This window comes from Streptomyces sp. NPDC016640, assembly GCF_043076215.1.
In the GTDB taxonomy this organism is placed as follows: Bacteria; Actinomycetota; Actinomycetes; order Streptomycetales; family Streptomycetaceae; genus Streptomyces.
This window is the reverse complement of sequence record NZ_JBIBRG010000004.1, coordinates 22,165-39,761: the sequence shown is the minus strand read 5'-3', so window position 1 is coordinate 39,761 and position 17,597 is coordinate 22,165. Positions and strand designations below refer to the sequence as shown.

Below are 17,597 nucleotides of genomic sequence, written 5' to 3'. Positions count from 1 at the left end.
GGCGGGTGGGGCTCGCGGCCGTGGCCCCCCGTGATCGACCGAGCCGGCGCGCACTGTCCTCGGATCATCTCCGGGACGCACACCGGGGGCACCACGGGGTAGGGATGTGCCTATGAAGACGCTCGGCCACTGGCCGGCCTCCCCCTGGCGGCGCTCGACCGTCGCCGCGGTCGCGGGCGCGCTGCCCGTCCTGGCCTTTCCCGCTCCGTCCCTGTGGTGGTCGGCCCCCGTCGCCCTGGTTCCGTGGATCCTGCTGGTCCGCAGCGCCCCGACGGGGAAACGGGCGGCCCACGACGGCTGGTGGGGCGGGTTCGGTCTCATGCTGGCCATGCACCACTGGCTGCTGCCGAACCTGCACGTGTTCACGTTCGTCATCGCCGCCCTGATGGGCGCGCTGTGGGCGCCGTGGGGCCGGCTGGTGCGGCGGCTGCTCGGCGGGCTGCCCTCGCGCCGGCGGGTCGCCGCCGCGCTCGTCGTCGTGCCGTCCGGCTGGCTGGCGATCGAGCTGATCCGCTCCTGGCAGGGGCTCGGCGGTCCCTGGGGCGTGCTCGGCGCGAGCCAGTGGGAGGTGGAGGCGGCGCTGCGGCTGGCGTCGGTGGGCGGGATGTGGCTGCCGAGTTTCCTGATCGTGGTCCTGAACGTCGCCGTGGCCGTACTGGTGGCCCTCCCGCGCTCCCGCGTGCCCGCCGTGGCCGGACTGCTCGCCACGGCCGCCGCGGCCTCGGCCGCCTGGGCCTACTCGCCCCGCCCCGACCCCGGCGACCGGGTCCGGATCGCCCTCGTGCAGCCGGGTGTCGTCTCCGGACCGGACCGCCGCTTCGACCGCCAGGAACAGCTCACGCGCGAACTCGCCGGCCGGGACGTCGGCCTGGTCGTCTGGGGCGAGAGCAGCGTCGGTTTCGACCTCGGCTCCCGGCCCGACCTGGCACGGCGCCTGGCGGCACTCTCCCGCGAGACGGGCGCCGGGATCCTGGTCAACGTGGACGCCCGGCGCTCGGACAAGCCCGGCATCCACAAGAGTTCGGTGCTGATCGGCCCCGACGGCCCGACCGGCGACCGGTACGACAAGATGCGTCTGGTGCCGTTCGGCGAGTACGTCCCCGCCCGCTCCCTGCTGGGCTGGGCGACGTCCGTCGGGGAGGCGGCCGGCGAGGACCGCAGGCGCGGCTCGCGGCAGGTGGTCATGGACGCCGGCCAGGGGCTGCGGATCGGCCCGATGGTGTGCTTCGAGTCCGCGTTCCCCGACATGAGCCGGCATCTCGCCGAGGACGGCGCCGACGTCCTGCTCGCCCAGTCCTCCACCTCGACGTTCCAGCAGAGCTGGGCCCCCGCGCAGCACGCCTCGCTCGCCGCGCTGCGCGCCGCCGAGACCGGCCGCCCCATGGTGCACGCGACCCTGACGGGTGTCTCCGCCGTGTACGGGCCGGGCGGCGAGCGGGTCGGCCCGCGGCTCGGCACGGACACCAGCGCCGCTCGGGTGTACGACGTCCCGCTGGCGCACGGCAGTACGCCCTACGTCCGCTTCGGCGACTGGCCGCTGCACGCGGCGCCGGTGGTCCTCGCGGTCTGGGGCGTCGTCGAGGCGCTGCGCCTCAGGCGGAGCGCTCGCGCACCGCTCGTACCACCCGTTCGCACAGCTCATGGGTCGCCAGCGCGTCCCGGGCGCTGAGCACCCTGCCCGCTCGCACCGCGTCCAGGAAGGCGAGCACGGCCTGCTCGATGCCGCGCTGCCGTGCCACCGGCACCCAGTCGCCGCGCCGCCGCACGGTCGGCTGCCCCTTGTGGTCGATCACCTCGGCGAGGTTGACCACCTGGCGCTTGGTGTCCTGACCGGAGACCTCGAGGATCTCCTCCGCCGAACCGCTGAGCCTGTTCATCACGCCGAGGGCGGTGAAGCCGTCCCCGGCGAGCTGGAGCACCACGTGGTGCAGCAGCCCGCGCTCGGTGCGGGCGCGCACGGTCACGTCGTCGACCTGGCCGGGCACCAGGAAGCGCAGGGTGTCCACGACGTGGATGAAGTCGTCGAGGATCATCGTGCGCGGTTCCTCCGGCAGCCCGATCCGGTTCTTCTGCATCAGGATCAGCTCGCGCGGATGGTCGGCGCACTGGGCGTAGCCGGGGGCGAAGCGCCGGTTGAAGCCGACGGCGAGGCTCGTGCCCCGCTCCTCGGCGAGTGTCACGAGCCGCGTGGAGTCGGCGAGTTCGTAGGCGAGCGGCTTGTCGACGTACGTCGGTACCCCGGCGTCGAGGAGCCGGCTCACGATCTCCGGATGGGCCTCGGTCGGTGCGTGGACGAAGGCGGCGTCGAGGTCCTGGGCGAGCAGGGAGCCGAGGTCGGGGTGGCGCCGGCCGGCCGGGAGGTGGAGGCGGTCGGCGACCCGGTCCAGCGTCGCCGGGGTGCGGGTCTGCAGATGCAGCTCCACTCCGGGCTGCACGGCCAGTACCGGAAGGTAGGCCTTCTGCGCGATGTCACCGAGTCCGATGCAGCCGACCTTCACGTGGCGTACTCCTTAGCCCCTTGCCTGCCGTGGTCCGCTGCGAAGCATACGGCCGCCGGGGAGGCCGCCGGCCGGGCCGGGCCGCTCGGTACCGAAAACGCCTGGTGGACGGGGGCGGGGCCGGGCGAGGATGGCGGCATGCCGACCGAGCGCAGCGAACCCGCCCAGAACGCCGACGAGCGCACCATGCTGGAGGGATGGCTCGACTACCACCGCCACACCCTCGCGTGGAAGTGCGAAGGGCTGACCGACGAGCAGTTGCGCACCGCGTCGGTGCCGCCTTCGGAGCTGTCCCTGATGGGGCTGGTGCGCCACATGGCGGAGGTGGAGCGGAGCTGGTTCCGCAGGGTGCTCGCGGGCGAGGACGTCTCCCCCCTGTACTGGACCGAGGCCGACCGGGACGGCGAGTTCCATCTCACCGGGGCGGACACCTGGCGGGAGGCCCGCGCCGCCTGGCAGGCCGAGATCGACGCCGCCCGGCGCACCGCGGCCGGTTTCGCCCTGGATGATCCGTCCCGGGGCCGGAGCGGGTCCACCGGGGAACCGTTCAGCCTGCGCTGGATCTACACCCACATGATCGAGGAGTACGCGCGCCACAACGGCCACGCCGATCTGCTCCGCGAGCGGCTCGACGGCGCCACCGGCGACTGACGTCACCCGCGGCGCCCCCGGGGGGCCTCCGTACGGGGCCGGAGATCACCCGTGCGGGGTACGGTGCGCCTGTCCGCCCCCTCCGGGGCGGACGGAGCCAGCAGAGTTGGCCGGGTGCATCGAAAGACGACCACAGCAACGCTTCTGGTGACCGTGGCTGTCTCCGCCCTCTCGGGCTGTGTGACGGTCCAGCGTCCCCTCGCCCCCGGCCCGGCGACGGCACCGTCCCAGCGGGAGCCGCGTCCGGCCGGGAAGGACGGCACGCAGGTCGTGCAGGCACCGGCGCGCGAGGCCCTGGAGATGGTCGGCCCGTCCCGGCCCGCTCGGACGCCCGCGTCCCCGCCGGGCGGCGCGGCCCCCACGGCTCGCCCGCCGGAGCGGAGCACTCCGCCCGACGGCCGGAACGGCCGGAGCCGTCCCGAGCCGGGCGGGCGCGCCACCCCCCGCCGTCCCCCGGCGGCCCTGCCCGGCGTCGCCGGTCCGGTGCGCCCCGATGCCTCCGGCAGTCCGGATCTCTGCGCGCTGGGCCGGCAGTACGGCGGCTGGCGCGCGGACAGCCCGGAGGCGGCCATCTGCCGGGAGACGTACGGACGCTGAACCGGCCGGGGCGGACCGGGCGGACCGGCACCGTCCCCCCACGGGCCGTGGGCCGCCGCCGCTACGGCCGCTGCCGCGGTGGTCCCCAGCCGCCGCGCGTCCCGTCCTCGTCCAGCCGGATGCGAAGCCGCCGGATGGCGGCCCGTACACCCTCGCCATGGCGGTCGTCGGCGAGGGCGCGGGCCGCGTCCCCGGCCCGGCGGAGATGGGCGCGGGCGGCGTCGGGGCGGCCCAGGCGGGCGTAGTCGGCGGCCAGGTTCAGGTGCAGCGACGGATACAGGGCGCGCACGGCGCTGCCGCCCTCGTACTCGGCGGGGCCGCCCGCGGCCTCCTCGGCCACCGCCAACGCCCGCAGGTCCCACACCAGTTCGTCCTCGGGCTCGTCCTGGGTGCCGGCGAGGTAGTGGGCCAGGGTGCAGCGGTGCAGGGGGTCTCCGTGCTCGCCGATCTCCGCCCACAGGCCGAGCAGCCGGTGCCGGGCCTCCTCGCGGTCCCCCGCGTGGTGCAGCATCACGACCTGGCCGATCCGCGTCAGCACGGCGTCCGGCGCCGCCTGCCCCTGTCCCTCCGCCACCACGCCCTCCGCACCCTCGCCGGCTGTCGTCCCCGACGCTAACCGCGGAGGGCCGCGATACCGGAGGAGCCACTCCGTGGCGCCCCGCGCGACCGCGCCGGGCGCGGTATCCGGTGGACCGGTCCGCACCCGGGCGGGCACCCGGCGGGCGGTCAGCCCAGGTCGGGGACGGTCCAGTCGATCGGTTCGTGCCCCTGCGCGGCCACCGCCTCGTTGATCTGCGTGAACGGACGCGACCCGAAGAACTTCTTCGCCGACAGCGGGGAGGGGTGCGCGCCCTTGACCACCACGTGACGGCTCTCGTCGATCAGCGGCAGCTTCTTCTGGGCGTAGTTCCCCCACAGCACGAAGACCGCCGGGTCGGGGCGGCCGGCCACCGCGCGGATGACCGCGTCGGTGAACCTCTCCCAGCCCCGGCCCTTGTGCGAGTTGGCCTCGCCTGCGCGGACCGTGAGCACCGCGTTGAGCAGCAGCACGCCCTGCTCGGCCCACGGCATCAGATAGCCGTTGTCCGGGACGGGCGTGCCCAGCTCCGCGTGCATCTCCTTGTAGATGTTCCGCAGCGACGGCGGGATCCGCACCCCCGGCCGGACCGAGAAGCACAGGCCGTGGCCCTGGCCCTCGCCGTGGTAGGGGTCCTGCCCGAGGATCAGGACCTTCACCTTGTCGTACGGCGTGGCGTCCAGCGCCGCGAAGACCTCCTCGCGGGGCGGATAGACCGGACCCTTCGCCCGCTCCTCCTCGACGAACCCGATCAGCTCCTTGAAGTAGGGCTGCTGCAGTTCGTCGCCCAGAACCCCGCGCCAGGATTCGGGCAGCATGGCGATGTCGGTCACGTCGATGTCCTCACGTGTGCGGTCACTTCCAGGTCACAGAACCTACAGGCGACCACTGACATCCTGCCCGGCGGGCGACGCCGCCGGGGAGCTACCAGCTGGTCTTCCGGGAGAGCTCCCACAGCATCATGATCGTCGACGGGTCCAGCGCCCGCTCCGCGCCCGAGATGTCCCGGCTCGCGGCCACATGCTGCCGTCCCTGCCACAGCGGGAGCAGCCGGGCGTCGTCGACGAGGATCTGCTGGGCCTCCTCGAACTGCCCGACCACGTTGCCGCGGTCGTTCTCCCGGCGGGAACTGGGCAGCAGGTCGTCCGTGATCCTGTCCGTCTCGTAGGGGGTGCCGAGCGCGTTCTGCTCGCCGACGAACGGGGCGATGAAGTTGTCCGCGTCCGGGAAATCGGGGAACCAGCCACGCCCGAACACCGGGTACTCGCCCCTCTGGTAGCCCTCGACGTAGGTCTTCCAGGGACGGCTCCTGAGCGTGATGTCGAACAGCTTCGACGCCTCCAGCTGCCGCTCGATCTCCTTGAACTCCAGCGCGGTCTCGGAGCCGTAGCGGTCGGTGGTGTACCAGAGGGTGAGCGGGACGGGCTCGGTGACGCCCGCCCCGGTGAGGATCTTCCGGGCCTTGGCGACGCTGGGCTCGCCGTAGTCGTCGAAGAAGCCGGTGGTGTGTCCGGTCAGGCCCTTGGGGACCATGGAGTACAGCGGGTCCACGGTGTCCTTGTAGACCTTGTGCGCGATCGCCGCGCGGTCGACGATCTGGGCGACGGCCTGGCGCACCTCCTTCTTCCCGGCCCAGGGGTCCTTCGGGTTGAACACCAGGTAGCTGATGTCGGTCCCGGTGCCGTCGATGAGCTGGATCTCCTCCTCCTTGGAGGTCCGGTCCTGGAGGCCGATGATGTCGCCGGCGGCCAGGCCGCGATAGGTCAGGTCGATCCGCTCGTCCCGCAGCGCCTTCACCATGGCGCCGGAGTCCTGGAAGTAGCGGATGGTCACCGCGTTGTTGCGTCGCTCGGCGTAGCCCTTGTAGCGGTCGTTGCGGACGAGTTCGGCCCGCGCGCCCTCTTCGTACGACCGGAGGGTGTACGGGCCGGAGCCGACGACGTTCCCCTCCTCGCGCAGGGCGTTCGCCGGGTAGGCCTCGGGGTCGACGATCGACATCGCGGGGGTGGCGAGCACGAACGGGAAGGTGGCGTCCGGCTTGTCGAGGTAGAAGACGACCTCGCGTTCGGTCGGTGCCTGCACCCGTTCCAGGCTGCCCAGCAGACCGGCCGGGCCGCCGTTGACGTCGATCTCCCGGATCCGGTCGATCGAGTGCTTGACCGCCTGGGCGTCGAGCGTGCCGCCGTCGGAGAACGTCAGGCCCTCGCGCAGCTCGCAGCGGAACACCCGGTTGGAACTGTCGGAGAACTCGCAGCTCTTCGCGGCGTCCGGCTGCGGGGTGCTCGCGCCGACCGGATAGCTCAGCAGGGTCTGGTAGATGTTGCGGAACAGCTCCCAGGAGCTGTCCCAGGAGGCGGCGGGATCCAGCGTGCTCGGCGAGCTGGTCGTCCCCAGGACGATGGGGCCCTCGTCGTCCGTGCCGTCGGGCGTCAGAATGCCGCATCCGGTCACCAGAGACGCTATGGACGCGATGACCGCCCCCCGCCGCAGGCATCGGTTCCGGTTGAACACGCGCACGCTCCTCGATCTGCCGTCCCAAGAGTCGGCAGACCATACCGCAGTGTTTGCCCCGTTGACCCTCCCTTGCAAGGCCCTTGAAACCGACTTTTCGATGACTACGTTGTCACCGACCGTTGCGGCCCGGACACGCCGACACGGACGCCGCTTCCGTCCACGGCGCCCGTGTCCATGTCCGCGCGACGGGCACGATCGGGCACGCTCCGCACCCTCACGGGCGTTCACCGTGCCCGTCTCGGCGTTCATCCGCCCCGCGCGGGGGATCACCGCGTCCGCGCGGGCGTGCGGTCCGGGCTCAGGCCACGCCGGCGGTGAGGAAGAGGCCGCCGTCGACCACCAGGGTCTGGCCGGTGACCCAGTCCGACTGGTCGGAGGTGAGGAACGCCGCGGCGCCGCCGATGTCGGACGGCACGCCGAGCCGGCCCAGTGGGTAGCCCGCGGCGGCCTCCGCCTCCCGGCCCTCGTAGAGCGCCTGGGCGAACCTGGTCTTCACCACCGCCGGGGCGATGGCGTTGACCCGCACCTTGGGCGCGAACTCGTGCGCGAGCTGCACGGTCAGGTTCACCAGGGCGGCCTTGCTGACGCCGTAGGCGCCGATGAACGGCGAGGCCGCGAGACCCGTGACGGAGGCGATGTTGACGATCGCACCGCCGTTGTCCTTCTGCCAGGCGTGCCAGGTGCGCTGGGCGAAGCCGAGCGCGGAGACCACGTTGGTCTCGAACACCTTGCGCGCGACGTTCAGGTCGAGGTCGGCGATCGGCCCGAACACCGGGTTGGTCCCGGCGTTGTTGACCAGGTAGTCGACGCGGCCGAAGGCCTCCATCGCCCGCTCGACGGCGACGGCCTGGTGGGACTCGTCGTGCGCTTTGCCGGCGGCGTACACGGCCCGGTCGGCGCCGAGCTTCTCGACGGCCTCCTTGAGGGCGTCCTCGTTGCGGCCGGTGATGCAGACGCGGTCGCCGCGTGCGACGAGCGCCTCGGCGATGCCGTAGCCGATGCCGCGGCTGGCGCCCGTGATGAGGGCGGCCTTGCCGGAGAGTTCAGTCATGTCCGTGTCCCCTAGTCGAGCGGTCCGCCGGCGACGTACAGGACCTGACCGGAGACGAATCCGGCCGCCTCGCCGGTGAAGAAGGCGATCGCGTTGGCGATGTCCTCGGGCTCACCGACGCGGTGCACCGGGATCTGGGTGGCGGCGGCGGCCTTGAAGTCCTCGAAGCCCATGCCGACGCGGTCGGCGGTGGCCTTGGTCATCTCGGTGGCGATGAAGCCGGGGGCGACGGCGTTGGCGGTGACGCCGAACTTGCCGAGCTCCTTGGCGAGGGTCTTGGTGAAGCCCTGCAGACCCGCCTTGGCGGCCGAGTAGTTGACCTGGCCGCGATTGCCGAGCGCGGAGGAGGAGGACAGGTTGACGATCCGGCCGAAGCCGGCGTCCACCATGTGCTTCTGGCAGGCCCGGGACATCAGGAAGGCGCCGCGCAGGTGCACGTTCATGACGGTGTCCCAGTCGGAGACGCTCATCTTGAACAGCAGGTTGTCGCGCAGCACGCCCGCGTTGTTGACGAGGATCACCGGCGCGCCGAGTTCCCCGGCGATCCGCGCGACGGCGGCTTCGACCTGCGCCTCGTCGGAGACGTCGCAGCCGACCGCGAGGGCCTTGCCACCGGCGGCGGTGATCTTCTCGACGGTGTCCTCGCAGGCGGCCTCGTCGAGGTCGATCACGGCGACCGCGCGGCCCTCGGCGGCCAGTCGTACGGCGGTGGCGGCGCCGATGCCGCGCGCGGCGCCGGTGACGACCGCGACCCGCTGCTCAGTGGTGGACATTGCTGCTTCTCCTCGCCCTTGGAACACGGCTTCCGCGGTCGGCCCACCTCGGTGAGCGACCGCTTAGTACCTTCCAGCAGACGAGACGCTAGAAGCCCTGGCACCCGGTGTCAACGGCACACCGCGCGCGTGTGATCCATTCCCCGCGCGGGGAGCGCCCCGGCCGTCCGCGCCCGTCCGGCCGCCGTCCCGCACCCGGGGCGTCCGCGCCGGGCACCCGATCGGCCCACGGCCGCGCGCTCCCGCGCCCGGCACCGCCTAGCGTCGAAGCGCGAGCCACCCGTGGCCGGAAAGGAGGCGCTCCATGCGCCGTCGCACCGGTGCCATAGGCACACTGATCGCGCTCGCCGCGGTCGTGCCGCTGGCCGACACCGCGCATGCCCAGGATCTGGACTGCGGCGACTTCACCTACCAGGAGGACGCGCAGAACTTCTTCGACACGGACCGGAGCGACCCGCACCGGCTCGACGAGGACCCGGGTCCGGACGACGGCGTGGCCTGCGAGGCACTGCCCCGGCGCGGCCTCACCTCGTCCACCTCCAGGCCCGCGCCGGCCACCTCGGCTCCCTCCCGGCCGGCGACGCCCGCGGCCACCGCACCCACCCGGACCGTGACCGCGACCACCGCGCCGACACGGACCGCGTCCCCCACCGCCACGCCCACGGCCCCCGCCTCCGTCACGCCGACACGTGGCGTGCGGGGCGGCCTGGGCGGCTCCTCGGACGACGGACCGAGCGAGTGGGACGTGGGCATCGGCGCCTCGTTCGTGACGGGCGCCGCGCTCGCGACCGGCTTTCTGGTCAGGCGCCGCCGGAGCTGACGGCCGGGTCAGCGCACCAGCAGGTCGAGCAGCCGCTCCACCTCGGCCGCCGGATCGGCGGTGAGCCCGGTGTGCACGGGGCCGGGCTGGACGATGGTGGACCGGGGCGCGATCAGCCAGCGGAAGCGCCGCCCGGCGTCGTCCTGCGCCGCCTGTCCCGCCTCGGCCCCACCGGCGCACACGCCCTCGACGGCGCGCAGCGCGGCCCGTACGCCGGGCACGTCGGCCTTCGGGTCGAGGGCGAGCAGCCGCGCCTCGTCGAGGTGGGTACCCGCGGCGACGAAGGACTTGGGGCGGCAGTAGACGAGCACCCCGGCGTTGACGCGCTCGCCGCGTTCGACGCGCGGTACGACCCGCAGCAGCGCGTACTCGAAGACGTGCCGGTCGCTCACCGGTCCTCCTCGAGGCCGTGGATGCGCTGGTGGACGGTGGCCGCGCGGGCGATCAGCGGACGCGCGTAGGCCTGCCGGAGTTCGTCCGGTGTGCCGAAGCCGGGCTCGCCGGTCAGCCAGACGTCGGGGATCGCGGCGGTGACCTCGGCGAGCAGATCCTCGGTGACCCGCGGAGCGAGGTCCGCGGCGGCGGACGCGATGTCCGGCGCGCTGGGTCTCAGGGCGTGGTCGGAGGCGTCGTAGGGGCGGGCGGCGGAGGCGGCGGCGCCGGGCCAGTTGTGGTGCCAGATCATGGTCGCGCCGTGGTCGATGAGCCAGAGTTCACCGCGCCAGTGGAGCAGGTTGGGGTTGCGCCAGGAGCGGTCGACGTTGTTCACCAGGGCGTCGAACCAGACGATCCGGCCCGCCTCCTCGGGGTCCACCTCGAACGCGAGCGGGTCGAAGCCGAGGGCGCCGGAGAGGAAGTGCATGCCGAGGTTGGTGCCGGCGCTGGACTTCAGCAGCTGCTGCACCTCCTGGTCGGGCTCACCGAGTCCGAGCACGGGGTCGAGGCCGACGGCGACCAGACGCGGCACCCTCAGCCCCAGCCGGCGGGCGAGTTCCCCGCAGACCACTTCGGCGACCAGTGTCTTGCGGCCCTGTCCGGCGCCGGTGAACTTCAGTACGTACGTCCCGAGGTCGTCGGCCTCGATCAGCCCCGGCAGCGAACCGCCCTCGCGCAGGGGCGTGATGTAGCGGGTGGCGGTGACCTCGGACAGCATTGCGCCAGGTTACGCGATCTTCCGGCCGTACGATCCGGAACCCTCCCGCGGCCGCCGCCCCCGGGGCCGGGGAACCGGGCACAGGCCTTTGCGGGGCCCTGCCCGCCCGGCGGCCGGGCGCTCGCGCATACTTCGCGGCCGCGCGGTTACTCGTGCCGGGGTGTGCCGTCCGCATCTCCCGGCGGCCGTCCCGCACGGGGTGGCGGAGGGCCGTCACCGCCCCACGAAGCGTCGAGGAACGGGAGTTTCCATGGCCGGCACGAAGGTGTCCGACTTCGTCCTCCAGCGGCTGCGGGAGTGGGGTGTCGAGCACGTCTTCGCCTACCCGGGTGACGGCATCAACGGGCTGCTGGCGGCCTGGGGACGGGCCGGGAACCGGCCCAGGTTCATCCAGTCCAGGCACGAGGAGATGTCCGCCTTCCAGGCGGTGGGGTACGCGAAGTTCTCCGGCAGGGTGGGGGTGTGCGCGGCCACCTCGGGGCCGGGGGCGATCCACCTGCTGAACGGGCTCTACGACGCCAAGCTCGACCACGTCCCCGTGGTGGCGCTGGTCGGGCAGACCGACCGCAGCGCCATGGGCGGCTCCTACCAGCAGGAAGTGGACCTGCGGAGCCTGTACAAGGACGTGGCGTCGGATTTCTGCGAGACGGCGACGGTGCCGGAGCAGCTGCCGAACCTGATCGACCGGGCGATGCGCACGGCGTACGCCAGGCGCACCGTCACCGCGGTCGTCCTGCCCGCCGACGTGCAGGAGCTGGACTACAGCCCGCCGGCGCACGCCTTCAAGATGGTGCCCTCCAGCCTCGGTCTGGGACGCTACGCACCGGTGCCGGCGGACGAGGACATCGAGCGGGCCGCGGAGGTCCTGAACGCCGGGGAGAAGGTCGCCGTCCTGGTCGGGCAGGGGGCGCGCGGGGCGCGGGCCGAGGTGGAACGGCTGGCGGACGTGCTCGGCGCCGGGGTGGCCAAGGCCCTGCTGGGCAAGGACGTCCTGCCCGACGACCTGCCCTACGTCACCGGCGCCATCGGTCTGCTGGGCACCCGTCCCTCGTACGAGCTGATGCGGGAGTGCGACACGCTGCTGATGATCGGTTCCAGCTTCCCGTACACGCAGTCCATGCCGGAGCTGGACCAGGCCCGCGCGGTGCAGATCGACATCGACCCGCACATGGTGGGGCTGCGCTACCCGTTCGAGGTGAACCTCGTCGGCGACTCCCGCGAGACGTTGCTGCGGCTGCTGCCCCGCCTGCACCGCAAGGAGAACCGCACGTGGCGTGAGGGGATCGAGAAGGGCGTCGCCCGCTGGTGGGAGGTCATGGGGCGCAGGGCGGCCGTGGACGCCGACCCGGTCAATCCCGAGTACGTGGTGCACTCCCTGGACGCCAGGCTGCCCGACGACGCCGTCGTCACCGCCGACTCCGGCTCGGCGGCCAACTGGTACGCCCGCCACCTGCGTCTGCGCGGCCGGATGCGCGGCTCGCTGTCGGGCACCCTGGCGACGATGGGGCCCGCCGTGCCGTACGCCATCGGCGCGAAGTTCGCCCATCCCGAACGGCCGGCGATCGCCCTGGTCGGGGACGGCGCGATGCAGATGAACGGCATGATGGAGATGGTGACGGCGGCGAAGTACCACCACGAGTGGTCGGACCCGCGGCTGATCGTGGCGGTCCTGAACAACGGCGACCTCAACCAGGTCACGTGGGAGATGCGGGCCATGACCGGCGTGCCGCAGTTCGAGGAGTCGCAGCACATCCCGGACCTGCCGTACGCGGAGATCGCCCAGCGCATCGGCCTGGACGGCGTGCGGGTGGAAAGGCCCGAGCACGTCGGGGCGGCCTGGGACCGGGCCCTGGCCGCGGAGCGGCCGTTCGTCATCGACTTCCGCACCGACCCGGCCGTCCCGCCGATCCCTCCGCACGCCTCCCTGGACCAGATCGAGGCCGCGGCCTCCGCCGTCCTGCGGGGTGACAGCGACCGCGGCTCCATGATCAGGCAGGGGGTCAAGGCCAAGGTCCAGGAGATGCTGCCGGGCGGCCACCGACGCGACGACCGCCCCGGCGCCGGGCCCGACGACGGCTCCGGAGGGAACGGGTGAGCGGTCCGAGAAGGCGGTGCCGCCGTCCACCGACGCCCTGAGGCGGCCGGCGGACGGGACGCGGACAGCGGGTCCGGGTCCGCGGGAGCGCGCCGACAGCGGAACGACGGCTGTGGTTTACGTCCTTCCGACCGCCGGCAGGCCAAGCTCTCGGTATCACCTGAACAGCGTGGGCCCGCTGACCGTACCTCTCCGCAGATCACGCATCCCCCGGAAGGGACTCACCCACATGACCGGAGCATCGCTTCAGCCCTCCCCCGAGCCCCCGGCTCCGCTCGAGCGGGGCGGTGCCCTCGCAGGACCCGCCCGTCGAACCGTCGTGGCGGCGGCCGGAGCGGCGGGGCTCGCCGTCGCGCTGGCCGCGTGCGGCGGCTCCGGCGACGACGCGCCGGACTCCGCGGCGGAGACCGGCACCGCCGGCGGCTCGCCGGACGACGGGGGTTCGGGCGACGGCGGTTCGGGCGGTGACGGCAGCGCGGCGGCCGGTGCCGCGCTCGCCTCGACCGCCGACATCCCCGAGGGCGGCGGAAAGGTCTTCGCCGACCGCAAGGTGGTCGTCACCCAGCCGACGGCGGGCGAGTTCAAGGCGTTCTCGGCGACCTGCACCCATCAGGGGTGCGCGGTGAGGAGCATCGCCGACGGCCTCATCAACTGTCCCTGCCACAACAGCAATTTCTCCATCGCCGACGGCAGCGTGAAGAGCGGCCCGGCCAACCGGCCGCTTCCCTCCGTGGAGATCACCGTCAGCGGGGACTCGATCTCCCTCGCCTGAGCGGCCGACACCGGAAAGCCCTCCGGGCACGACGTGGGAGAGGAGAGGGCCGGATGACCGCCGCACAGCGCCGGGGCCGCGGGATCATGATGACGCCCGGGGAGCTGGACGACTTCCTCACCGAGCAGCGCACGTGCCGGGTCGCCCCGGTGTCCGCCGACGGCGCGCCGCACGTCAGCACGCTCTGGTCCGCCTGGGACGGCACCTCGCTGTGGCTGTACTCCGTGGTGCGCAGCAAGCGCTGGGCGGACCTGCGCCGGGACCCCGGGTGGCGATCGTGGTCGAGGCGGGCGAGGAGTACGGCGAACTGCGCGGTGTGGAACCGTCCGGGCGGGTGGAGTTCGTGGGCGAGGTCCCGCGCACCGGCGAGCTGCGCGCGGAACTGGACGTCCCCGGCACCCTGTTCGCCCGTGAGAACTCCGGCCTGGACGAGATGCCCCACGACGGCCGGCACGCCTGGACGCGTCTGACACCGGAGAGGACCGTCTCCTGGGACTTCGGGAAGCCGGCTGCGCTGTCCCGGCCGGCGGGTCACCGGGGCGCGGCCGCGGGCCCCTCCCCGGCGCCGCCCCCGGCTGCCGCGCCCGCGCCGACGCCCTCCCCCGCCGCCCGCAGCGCCCGCACCGCCGCCCGGATCGACGGGCGGCGGTCGGCGTCCGCGCGCCACACGACGAAGACGTGCCGTCGTACGCGCTGCCGGAGCGGGACGGTCACCACCCCGTCGGGCAGCGGGTTGCGGCCCAGCAGCGGCGCGACGCAGACGCCCAGCCCGGCGGCGACCAGGCCGAGCTGGGTGTGGCTCTCGGCGGCGCGGTGGCCGATGACCGGTTCGACGCCCTTGGACCGCAGCGTGAACATCAGCCACTCGTGGCAGAACTCGCCCTCGCCCCAGGTGATCCACTCCTCCTCGGCCAACTCGTCGAGGCCCACCTCGTCACGGCCGGCGAGCCGGTGCCCGGCCGGAAGCGCCACATCGGCCGGGTCGTCCAGCAGGGGGGCCTTGACCAGGCCGTCGGGCAGCGGCATCGGCTTGTTGTACCAGTCGAGCACGACCGCGAGGTCGAGATCCCCGCGCACCACTCCCCGGATGCCCTGCTCCGGTTCCAGCTCGCGCGAGCGCACACGCAGCGCGGGATGCCGCTCGCGCAGGTGACCGAGCGCGGCCGGGAACAGTCCGCGCGCCGCGGTCGGGAACGCCGACACGCGCAGTTCGCCGGCGACCTGGCCGCGCTGTGCCTCCAGGTCGGCCTGGGCGAGTTCGACCTGGGAGAGGATGCGCGTGGCGTGCTCGGCGAGCAGCCGGCCGGCGTCCGTGAGCCGGACACCGCGCCCGTTCTTGGCGAGCAGCCGCTGCCCGACCTCGCGCTCCAGCTTGGCCATCTGCTGCGAGACGGCCGAGGTGGTGATGTGCAGGCCCGCGGCCGCGCCGCTGACCGAGCCGTGCCGGGCGAGGGCGTCGAGGGTGCGCAGGCGCTCCAGGTTCAACATGTAAGCGATGCTACGAGATACCGCGTGCGAAATCTCGATTGTGCTACGAGATGGCTGTGCAGCAGTGTTGCGTCCATGACCAGCGTCACCGCACCCACCACCACGCCGAGTCCGGCTCCCCCCGCCCCGGAACGCGCCCGGCCCCGCCTGGACTGGCGCCTGCGTTTCGGCGCTCTGTCCCTGATCTGGGGCTTCAGCTTCCTCCTCATCAAGGTCGGCACCCAGGGTTACGCCCCCTTCCAGGTCACCCTCGGCCGGCTGGCCTTCGGGACCGCCGTCCTCGCGGTCGCCATGGCGGTACGGCGGGAGGGGCTGCCGCGGGGTGCGCGCACCTGGGGCCATCTCGCGGTCGCCGGGTTCCTGCTGAACGCCCTGCCCTTCTCGCTGTTCGCCTTCGCGGAGCTGACCATCCCCTCCACGCTGGCCGGCATCTGCAACGCGACCTCGCCGCTGTGGGGCATGGCGCTGTCGCTGGTGGCCCTGTCCGAGGACCGGCCGACCCGGGTCCGGGTGGCCGGGCTCGGCGTGGGCTTCCTCGGAGTGCTGACCGTGCTGGGCGCCTGGCAGGGGTTCGAGGGCCTGGACGCCCGCGGTACCGCGCTGGCCCTGCTGGCCTCGCTGAGCTACCCCGTGGGCTGGATCTACGTCCGCCGCACCCTGGCGGGCAGCGGCCACTCGAACCTGTCCCTGACCGGCGGCCAGTTGCTGCTCGCCACGGTTCAACTGGCTGTCGTGACGCCGCTGTTCACCAGCCTGCCGACCACCTTCGCCATCGGCCCGCTGCTGGCGGTCGCCGCGCTGGGCACGCTGGGCACCGGACTGGCCGTACTCGTCCAGTACGGCCTGGTCGCCGAGGTCGGTCCGACGACCGGTCAGATGGTCACCTACTTCGTCCCGGTGATCGCCGCCGCGGCCGGCATCGTGCTCCTCGGCGAGACCTTGACCTGGTCGACACCGGTGGGCGCGGTGATCGTGCTGGCGGGCGCGGCACTCACCCAGATCCGCCCGAAGCGGGCCCCCTAGCCCCACCGGGCGCGCCGGGACGCCGAAACGGCTCCTGGCGGCGGGGGGTGCCGGCGGTCGCCCGGCGGTGGAGTCCATGACACCCGGCGGCCACGGCGCACTCCGCCACCGCGCCGTCCCGTGCACCGGGCCTCCCACGAGGCCGGTCGCCGGGTGGGCACGGCACGACGGCCCCCGCGCGGCCGTTGCCGGAACGACCGCGTGCGCCGCCCCGCGCCGCCCCGCGTCTCAGACGTACGTCCGCAACGGGTCCCCCGCGGGCCCGACGGCCGAGGCCACCGCCTCGGCCAGGGGCTCGATCTCGTCCTCCGTGAGCGTCGAGACGGTGACCCGGATGCCCGGCGGCGCGCTCATCCGGAAGCGGGCGCCGGGTGCCACCGCCCAGCCGGCGTGCAGCAGCCGGGCGACGGCGCCGGTCTCGTCCGGGACCGGCACCCACACGTTCATGCCGCTGCGCCCGTGCGCCTGGATGCCGCGCCGGGCCAGCGCCCCGATCAGGGCCTCCCGGCGCCGCCCGTACCGCGCCGCCACGGCCGACGGGTCCACCGCGCCGTCGCTCCACAGCCGCACCACCGCGCGCTGGACGATCCTGCTGACCCAGCCCGGCCCGAGCCGCTGCCGTCCGCGCACCCGGTCGAGGGTGACCGCGTCACCGGTGAGCACCGCGAGTCTCAGGTCGGGGCCGTACGCCTTGGCCGCCGAGCGCACGAAGGCCCAGCTGCGGGTGGAACCGGCGAGGGGGTGCAGGGGGAGGTCGACGATGTGATGGCCGTGGTCGTCCTCGATGAGCAGCGTCCCCGGGTGGCCGGCCAGCACCGACCGCAGGGCACGCGCGCGTGCGGCGCCCAGCGCGGCGCCGGTCGGGTTCTGCGCGCGGTCCGTGACGATCAGGGCCCGTGCGCCGCCCGCGAGCGCGGCGCGCACGTCGTCGGGGAGCGGCCCCTCGTCGTCGACACCGACGGGAACGGTTCGCAGGCCGAGCGCCGGGACGAGGTCCAGCAGACTGCCCCACCCGGGGTCCTCCACCGCGACCGCGTCCCCGGGCCTCAGATGCGCCGCGAGCACCCGTTCCAGGGCGTCCAGCGCACCCGAGGTGACGGCGACGGGGCCCTCCGGCACGCCGTCGGCGTCCAGTCCGGCGCGGGCCAGGCGCGCCAGCTCCGGTTCCACGGGCGCGTGCCCGTAGAGGACCGGTTCCCGGTCGCCCTGACCGGCCGCCGCCGCGAACGCGCCCGCCAGGGCGGGCAGCAGCGCCGGATCCGGATTGCCCTCGGACAGGTTCCGTACGCCCGGCGGGACCTCGACCCGGACGAGTTCGCGTGCGGTCGTCGCCGGTTTGGGCCGCACCCGGCTCCCCCGCCGGCCCGCGGTCTCGATGACCCCGCGCTCGCGCAGGGTCCGGTACGCGGCCGCCACGGTGTTCGGGTTCACCCCGAGCCGGTCCGCCAGCTCCCGCAGCGGAGGCAGCAGTTCACCCGGCCGCAGCGCCCCTTCGCCCACCGCGCGCTCGATGCTCGCGGAAATGTCCGCTGCGCGCCGTCCACTGATCCGATACTCTCCTAGCACAAAGCCTATTATGCACTAG

General features: G+C 73.6%; 17 protein-coding genes and 1 pseudogene. 8 read left to right on the top strand and 10 right to left on the bottom strand.

The window, feature by feature from the left end; all coding sequences use genetic code 11:
- The first annotated feature begins 112 nt into the window (after window positions 1-112).
- Entirely contained in the window at window positions 113-1,669 is a 1,557-nt protein-coding gene (lnt, locus tag ACF07S_RS09505) for an apolipoprotein N-acyltransferase (protein WP_391973836.1), read from the top strand.
- On the opposite strand, the gene ACF07S_RS09500 is transcribed toward lnt, so the two are convergent.
- Window positions 1,593-2,498 carry a Gfo/Idh/MocA family protein gene (locus tag ACF07S_RS09500; RefSeq protein ID WP_391964287.1) on the bottom strand — a complete coding sequence of 302 codons (906 nt, stop codon included), beginning with the start codon at window positions 2,496-2,498 and terminating at the stop codon, window positions 1,593-1,595. The two genes, lnt and ACF07S_RS09500, sit on opposite strands and share 77 nt — an antisense overlap.
- A gap of 138 nt (window positions 2,499-2,636) precedes the next feature.
- Between ACF07S_RS09500 and ACF07S_RS09495 the strand changes: the two genes are divergently transcribed.
- Entirely contained in the window at window positions 2,637-3,149 is a 513-nt protein-coding gene (locus ACF07S_RS09495) for a DinB family protein (RefSeq protein WP_391973835.1), read from the top strand.
- Window positions 3,150-3,263: 114 nt separating this feature from the next.
- On the top strand, window positions 3,264-3,746 hold the full coding sequence (locus ACF07S_RS09490; protein ID WP_391973834.1) for a hypothetical protein: 483 nt from the start codon (window positions 3,264-3,266) through the stop codon (window positions 3,744-3,746).
- Between the two features lie 61 nt (window positions 3,747-3,807).
- Here the strand turns inward: ACF07S_RS09490 and ACF07S_RS09485 are convergent, their stop codons facing one another.
- The 5 genes from ACF07S_RS09485 to fabG all read right to left on the bottom strand — a co-directional run bounded on the left by ACF07S_RS09485 (window position 3,808) and on the right by fabG (window position 8,661).
- Entirely contained in the window at window positions 3,808-4,320 is a 513-nt protein-coding gene (locus ACF07S_RS09485) for a hypothetical protein (protein WP_391973833.1), read from the bottom strand.
- A gap of 152 nt (window positions 4,321-4,472) precedes the next feature.
- A complete protein-coding gene (ung, locus tag ACF07S_RS09480; RefSeq protein ID WP_391964290.1) occupies window positions 4,473-5,156 on the bottom strand; it encodes a uracil-DNA glycosylase in 684 nt (227 codons plus the stop codon).
- A 91-nt stretch (window positions 5,157-5,247) separates the two neighbouring features.
- A complete protein-coding gene (locus tag ACF07S_RS09475; RefSeq protein ID WP_391964291.1) occupies window positions 5,248-6,834 on the bottom strand; it encodes an ABC transporter substrate-binding protein in 1,587 nt (528 codons plus the stop codon).
- Between the two features lie 301 nt (window positions 6,835-7,135).
- The gene (locus ACF07S_RS09470) at window positions 7,136-7,888 is read right to left on the bottom strand and encodes an SDR family oxidoreductase (RefSeq protein ID WP_391964292.1); all 753 of its coding nucleotides are present in this window, start codon (window positions 7,886-7,888) and stop codon (window positions 7,136-7,138) included.
- Between the two features lie 11 nt (window positions 7,889-7,899).
- The gene (gene fabG, locus ACF07S_RS09465) at window positions 7,900-8,661 is read right to left on the bottom strand and encodes a 3-oxoacyl-ACP reductase FabG (protein WP_391964293.1); all 762 of its coding nucleotides are present in this window, start codon (window positions 8,659-8,661) and stop codon (window positions 7,900-7,902) included.
- 304 nt (window positions 8,662-8,965) lie between these two features.
- Here fabG and ACF07S_RS09460 point away from each other — a divergent pair, with 304 nt between their 5' ends.
- Window positions 8,966-9,481, top strand: coding sequence for an excalibur calcium-binding protein (locus ACF07S_RS09460; protein WP_391973832.1), 516 nt, complete (start codon window positions 8,966-8,968; stop codon window positions 9,479-9,481).
- A gap of 8 nt (window positions 9,482-9,489) precedes the next feature.
- Here the strand turns inward: ACF07S_RS09460 and ACF07S_RS09455 are convergent, their stop codons facing one another.
- Window positions 9,490-9,873: a DUF3037 domain-containing protein gene (locus ACF07S_RS09455; RefSeq protein WP_391964295.1), complete on the bottom strand. Its 384-nt coding sequence runs from the start codon at window positions 9,871-9,873 to the stop codon at window positions 9,490-9,492.
- Window positions 9,870-10,634 carry a HipA family kinase gene (locus ACF07S_RS09450; protein ID WP_391964296.1) on the bottom strand — a complete coding sequence of 255 codons (765 nt, stop codon included), beginning with the start codon at window positions 10,632-10,634 and terminating at the stop codon, window positions 9,870-9,872. The genes ACF07S_RS09455 and ACF07S_RS09450 overlap by 4 nt, the downstream gene beginning before the upstream one ends.
- A 250-nt stretch (window positions 10,635-10,884) precedes the next feature.
- On the opposite strand from ACF07S_RS09450, the gene ACF07S_RS09445 reads away from it, so the two are divergent.
- From ACF07S_RS09445 to ACF07S_RS09435, 3 genes and pseudogenes are all read left to right on the top strand, one after another.
- Window positions 10,885-12,729, top strand: coding sequence for a thiamine pyrophosphate-requiring protein (locus tag ACF07S_RS09445; protein WP_391964297.1), 1,845 nt, complete (start codon window positions 10,885-10,887; stop codon window positions 12,727-12,729).
- Between the two features lie 229 nt (window positions 12,730-12,958).
- Window positions 12,959-13,501 carry a Rieske (2Fe-2S) protein gene (locus ACF07S_RS09440; RefSeq protein ID WP_391973831.1) on the top strand — a complete coding sequence of 181 codons (543 nt, stop codon included), beginning with the start codon at window positions 12,959-12,961 and terminating at the stop codon, window positions 13,499-13,501.
- 53 nt (window positions 13,502-13,554) lie between these two features.
- Window positions 13,555-14,015 (top strand): annotated as a pseudogene (locus tag ACF07S_RS09435) (pyridoxamine 5'-phosphate oxidase family protein); the annotation flags it as partial.
- Between the two features lie 17 nt (window positions 14,016-14,032).
- Here the strand turns inward: ACF07S_RS09435 and ACF07S_RS09430 are convergent.
- Window positions 14,033-14,989 (bottom strand): LysR family transcriptional regulator, encoded by a 957-nt coding sequence (locus ACF07S_RS09430; RefSeq protein WP_391964299.1) that lies wholly within the window; start codon window positions 14,987-14,989, stop codon window positions 14,033-14,035.
- Between the two features lie 75 nt (window positions 14,990-15,064).
- On the opposite strand from ACF07S_RS09430, the gene ACF07S_RS09425 reads away from it, so the two are divergent.
- On the top strand, window positions 15,065-16,012 hold the full coding sequence (locus ACF07S_RS09425) for a DMT family transporter (RefSeq protein ID WP_391973830.1): 948 nt from the start codon (window positions 15,065-15,067) through the stop codon (window positions 16,010-16,012).
- Window positions 16,013-16,240: 228 nt separating this feature from the next.
- On the opposite strand, the gene ACF07S_RS09420 is transcribed toward ACF07S_RS09425, so the two are convergent.
- Entirely contained in the window at window positions 16,241-17,578 is a 1,338-nt protein-coding gene (locus ACF07S_RS09420) for an aminotransferase class I/II-fold pyridoxal phosphate-dependent enzyme (protein WP_391964301.1), read from the bottom strand.
- Window positions 17,579-17,597: the final 19 nt, after the last annotated feature.